General features: G+C 71.7%; 2 protein-coding genes and 1 pseudogene. All 3 read left to right on the plus strand.

The features are described from left to right. A partial coding sequence (locus EOW66_RS20130; RefSeq protein WP_239017660.1) for a glycine cleavage T C-terminal barrel domain-containing protein occupies positions 1–2,312 on the plus strand: 2,312 nt, incomplete at its 5' end. Then, positions 2,305–2,871: a sarcosine oxidase subunit gamma gene (locus EOW66_RS20135; protein ID WP_206363767.1), complete on the plus strand. Its 567-nt coding sequence runs from the start codon at positions 2,305–2,307 to the stop codon at positions 2,869–2,871. The genes EOW66_RS20130 and EOW66_RS20135, both read left to right, overlap by 8 nt. Further along, positions 2,868–2,997: pseudogene (locus EOW66_RS20140) on the plus strand (bifunctional methylenetetrahydrofolate dehydrogenase/methenyltetrahydrofolate cyclohydrolase); the annotation flags it as partial. The gene EOW66_RS20135 and the pseudogene EOW66_RS20140, both read left to right, overlap by 4 nt.

Genomic DNA, 2,997 nt, shown 5'->3' on the forward strand with positions numbered 1-2,997 from the left:
GCCACAGGCTCGACGATGCGCCGGCGACGGACTGGGTGGCCTCGGTCGAGGCCGAATTCGCCAGCCTGCCGAACCTGCGGGTGATGCGCCGCACCACGGTCTTCGGCGCCTTCGATCATGGCATCTATGGCGCGCTCGAGCGGGTCTCGGACCACCTCGCGACGCCCGGCACGGCGGTACGCCAGACGCTGTGGCGGATCACCGCGAAGCGCACCGTGCTGGCCGCGGGCGCGATCGAGCGGCACATCCCCTTCGCCAACAACGACCGCCCCGGCATCCTGCTTGGCGGTGCGCTGCGCGCCTATGCGAACCGCTGGGCAGTGGCGCCGGCGCAGCAGGTGGCGATCTTCACCAATGGCGATGATGGCCACCGCACCGCGCTCGACCTGATCGCGAAGGGCGTCGAGGTGACCGCGGTGGTCGATCCGCGCCCCGAGGTGAAGCCCTTCGGCAACTACCCGCTCTTCGCCGGCGCGGTGGTCAGCGACAGCCGCGGCCGGCACGGGTTGCGCCGGATCGCGGTGACCCGCGAGGGCCGCACGCATTGGGTCGAGGCCGGCGCGCTTGGCGTCTCGGGCGGCTGGAACCCGAATGTGCAGCTTGCAAGCCATCACCGCGGCCGGCCGGTCTGGAACGACGACCTGCTCGCCTTCCTGCCCGAGCCCGGTGCGGTGCCGGGGCTCACCGCCGCGGGGGCGGCGGCGGGGCAGGGCGAGACCGGGGCGGCGCTGGCCTCGGGCGCGCGGGTGGCGCAGGCGGCGCTGGCCGATCTCGGCATCGCCGCGGCCCTTCCCGATCTGCCGCGCACCGTCGACCTGCCTTCGAGGCAGGTGGCCTTCTGGCAGGTGCCGGGCAAGGGCCGGGCCTGGGTCGATCTGCAAAACGACGTCACCGTCAAGGACATCAGGCTTGCGCATCAGGAGAACATGCGCCCGGTCGAGCATCTGAAGCGCTGGACCACGCTCGGCATGGCGACCGATCAGGGCAAGACCTCGAACGTCACGGCGCTGGCCGTGATGGCCGAGCTGACCGGCCAGACGCTTCCTGCGACCGGTACCACGATCTTCCGCCCGCCCTGCACGCCGGTGGCGCTTGCCGCGCTTGGCGGCGGCGACAGCGGGCAGAGCTTCCGCCCGCGCCGGCTCACGCCGACGCATGACTGGGCGGCGGCGCAGGGTGCGGCCTTCGTCGAGGTCGGGCCCTGGATGCGGGCGCAATACTTCCCCTGCCCGGGCGAGACGCACTGGCGCCAGAGCGTCGACCGCGAGGTGCTGGCGACGCGCGCGGGCGTCGGCATCTGCGACGTGACCACGCTTGGCAAGGTCGATGTGCAGGGGGCGGACGCGGGCGAATTCCTCGACCGGATCTATGCCAATGCCATGGCCTCGCTGAAGGTCGGCATGGTGCGCTATGGTCTGATGCTGCGCGAGGACGGCTTTGCCTATGACGACGGCACCTGCGCGCGCCTTGGCGAGGACCACTACATCGTCACCACCACCACGGCGCAGGCCGGGCCGGTCTATCGCCACATGGAATTCTGCCGGCAATGCCTGTGGCCCGAGCTTGACGTGCAGCTGATCTCGACCACCGATGCCTGGGCGCAGCTTTCCGTCGCGGGCCCCAATGCGCGGCGTCTGCTTGCGCGGGTGGTCGACGGCTTCGACCTCGCGAACGCGGCCTTCCCGTTCATGGCCTGCGCGGAACTCACCGTCTGCGGCGGGCTCAGGGCGCGGCTCTTCCGGATCTCGTTCTCGGGCGAACTCGCCTATGAGATCGCGGTGCCGGCACGCTATGGCGCGGCGCTGATGGCGCGGCTGATCGCGGTCGGTGCCGATCTCGGCGCCACCCCCTACGGCACCGAGGCCCTGGGCGTGCTGCGCATCGAGAAGGGCCATGCCGCGGGCAATGAGCTGAACGGCCAGAGCACGGCGCAGATGCTCGGCATGGGCAGGATGGTTTCGGCGAAGAAGGATGCGATCGGGGCGGTGATGAGCCGGCGCGAGGCGCTCGTGGCCGACACCCGCCGCCTTGTGGGCCTGGTGCCGGTCGATCCGGCCCTGCCGGTCACCGCCGGCGCGCATCTCTTCACCGCGGGCGCGGCGCAGAAGACCGGGACCGATCAGGGCTGGATCACCTCGGCCTGCTTCTCGCCCCATCTCGGCCATGCGATCGGGCTCGGGTTCCTCGAGAACGGCGCCGACCGGCTGGGCGAGGTGATCACCGCCGCCAACCCGCTCGAGGGCCAGCAGATCGCGCTGCGCGTGGTCCCGCCCCATTTCGTCGATCCTGAAGGAGGACGGCTCCGTGACTGACCTGACCCCGATGCCCGCACTCGGCCGTGCGGCGGTTTCTCCCCTGCGCGCGGGCGCGCTGACGATCTCGGTGAACGAGGCGGTGGCGCTGGCCGGGCTCGCACTGCGGCGCGGCGCCGTGCCGCCCGCGTCGATGGGGCTTGTGCTGCCCGGCCCGGGCGGCTGGTGCGCCGGGCAGGGGGTGGCGGCGTTCTGGACCGGCCCCGGCCAGTGGATGATCGAGGCCGAGGGCCGCGCTGCAGAGGACGTCGCGCGCGAGCTGAAAACCCGCCATCCCGACTGCTCGGTGACCGAACAGACCGACGGCTGGGTCGCCTTCGAGATCGTTTCGGTCGCCGGTGGCGCACCGATCGTGCGGCTGATGGAGAAACTCGTCAACGTGGATGCGGCGGGTTTCGGCCCCGGCTGCGCGACGCGGACGGGGCTCGAGCACATGTCGGTGTTCGTGATCCGCCGCGCCGAGGATCGTCTCGCGATCATCGGCATGCGCACGCTGGCGGGCTCGCTGTGGCACGCGATCGAGACCGCCGCGATGCGGCTGCAGGAGGAACCGGCATGAGTGCCAGGATCATCGACGGGAAGGCCTTCGCGGCCAGGGTGCGGGCGCAGGTGGCCGAACATGTGGCGCGGCTGCGCGAGGAGCAGGGGATCACCCCGGGGCTCGCGGTGGTGCTGGTGGGCGAGG

Origin of the sequence: Paenirhodobacter huangdaonensis, assembly GCF_004022465.1 — a bacterium.
Lineage (GTDB): Bacteria > Pseudomonadota > Alphaproteobacteria > Rhodobacterales > Rhodobacteraceae > Rhodobacter > Rhodobacter huangdaonensis.